The 2,370-nt window shown below is 75.8% G+C and carries 2 protein-coding genes; both read right to left on the bottom strand.

The features are described 5' to 3' along the window. The coding region (locus tag AOQ53_RS37305; RefSeq protein ID WP_059424254.1) for an ATP-dependent DNA helicase at positions 1-2,132 on the bottom strand (2,132 nt) is incomplete at its 3' end. Next, the coding region (locus tag AOQ53_RS37310) for an aldo/keto reductase (RefSeq protein WP_201785101.1) at positions 2,129-2,370 on the bottom strand (242 nt) is incomplete at its 5' end. The genes AOQ53_RS37310 and AOQ53_RS37305, both read right to left, overlap by 4 nt.

Raw genomic sequence — 2,370 nt, forward strand, 5'->3', positions numbered from 1 at the left:
GCCAACGCCTGTTCCACACCGTGCACGACGGACAGATGGCGGTCGGCCCGCCCGAACGCCGTGTACACCCACGGCCGGCTGAGGGCCTGCGCGGCATCGCCGGGCAGCACCACGACCACCGCGGGCCACCGGCTCCCCACCGCCTGGTGCGCGGTGAGCGCCCAGCCGTGCCGCACGGACTGCTCCACCCGCTCCTTCGGCACGACGACGTCCTCGCTCTCGCACGACAGGTGCAGCCCCTCGGCATCCGCCTTCACCACGCGGCCCGGCAGCGCACGGCCCGGCACGGGGGAGTAGACGATCCGGTCACCGGGGTCGAAGCCGCCGAAGCGGCCCGGGCCCGGATTGAGCCGCTCCTTCAACGCCGCGTTGAGCGCACGCGTGCCGACGGCGCCGCCGTGCCCCGGTGTGATCACCTGCGTCTCCTCGGCCGGAACGCCGATCGCCCGCGGCACCGAGTCCACGACGAGTTGCACCGTCCGGTGCACGGCCTCACCCGCGTCCCGCACCGGCACGATCACGACCTCCTTGCCGGGAGCCTCGACCTGGTTCAGCTCGCCGATGCCGATACCGGAGACCAGCTCGCCCAGCGGCCCGGGACCGGGCTGCCGCGAGGCGACCTGCGGGCAGATCCGCGCCGCGAGCAGATCCGCGAACACCCTGCCCGGACCCACGGACCACAGCACCCCCGGGTCCCCGGCCAGCACCAGCCGCGCCCCGTCCGGCAGCGACTCCGTCAGCAGCGCGGCCGTCTCGACATCCAGCTGCGGCGCGTCGAGTACTACCAGCAGATCGAGATCCAGCGCCCCGTCGGCGTCCCGGCCAGGCCCTTCGGCACCGGAGAGCAGTCCGGCGACGGTGGCGACGGGGGAGTGGGCGCCGGGGAACCGAGCGTCGGTGGACGGGGTGCCGGACGCGGTCTCGGACCGGTGCAGCAGGGCCGTGAAGCGGGTGCGGCCGATCGGGCCGTGGGTGGCGGCCCAGGCGCGCAGGCCGAGTGTGTGCGCGGCGGTCAGCAGTGCCGCGGGCTCGGTCAGGGAGGCCTCGCCGCCGGTGTGCAGCACCAGGCCATGAGCGGCGACCGCGCGGAGCAGCTCACCCGTCGAACCCTGGGCCGCGGCGGCGACCCGCTCCCAGTCCTCGGCCGGACCGTCCTGCTTGGGCACCGAGTTCACCAGCCGGGCCAAGCCGTCGGCCAGGCTCTCCTCCGCGAGCGCGTACCGCTCGAGGCCGACCAGGACACGGACCGGACGCTCCTCGTCCTCGTCCGTGCCCTCCTCCTCGACCGGGGCCGGCGCGCCACCGGTCTCCTCCAGGGCGTCCTGGAAGACCAGCGCGTCGCCCTCCGCGATCGCGTCCTGCACGGCGCTGTCGGGGTTCGGCACGGCCCGCTGGGCCAGGGCCGCGAGGAGCGTCGGCATCTCCAGCGCGGTATGCCCGGCCAGCGCGGCCTGCTCCAGGAGCCAGACGGTGACAGCCCGGCCCCGCCGCTCGTCGTCCGGACCGCACTCGGAGCCGAGCAGGGCCCGCGCGAACCCGTCGGCCTGTTCGGGCCGCACGCCGGCGACCCGCAGCAACTGCCAGGGGTCCGCGCGCAGCAGTTCGTCCGCGCCCTCGCCCAGTGCCGCGGCCGCCTGCGGCGCGAGCACCTCGGGGGCACCGCCCGCGCTGAGCACCTGCCGTACGGCCTGCACCGCCGACGGCGCGGGAGCAGTTGACGCGGCGGCGGCCTCGGCGGCCACCGGCTGCGGCCGTCGTACCGGCTCCGGGGCGGAGCGCCGGGGGGCGGGCTCGGGCCCTTCGAACACCATGGCGACCGGCTTCTCGCCGCTCTCCACGGCCCGCACGGCCGCGAGCAGATCGGCGGCCTTGCCGCTCAGCTTGGTGCCGGCCTCGATCGGCGTCTTCTTCTCGGCCTTGCGCTGCTCGATACGCTCCCGCTCAGCGCGCTGGGCCCGCAGCTCGGCCTCGGCCGCGGGCGCCTCGCCGGAGGCGGCTGCGTCCCCTGCGGTCCCCTCGGCTGCGGGCGCCTCGCCGGAGGCGGCTGCGTCCCCTTCGGCCCCCTCGGTCTCCGCACCACCGGTCGGCGCCCCCGGCTCGGCGTCCTCCGTGGTCTCCGGCTCCGTGCTCACAGCGTGCTCCAGTCGTGATCGGGATAGCGGTGCACAGGCGCCGACACGTCGTCGAGCGCCCGGCAGATCTCGTCAGGAAGACTAAGGGTCTCCACTGACAATGCCGCCGTGAGCTGCTGCGCGTTGCGCGCGCCGACGATGGGCGCGGTCACGCCCGGCCGGTCGCGGACCCAGGCCAGCGCCACCTGGAGCGGCGTCACCGCGAGACCGTCGGCCGCGGTCGTCACGGCGTCCACGA

It is taken from the genome of Streptomyces azureus, assembly GCF_001270025.1.
Classification (GTDB): Bacteria; Actinomycetota; Actinomycetes; order Streptomycetales; family Streptomycetaceae; genus Streptomyces; species Streptomyces azureus.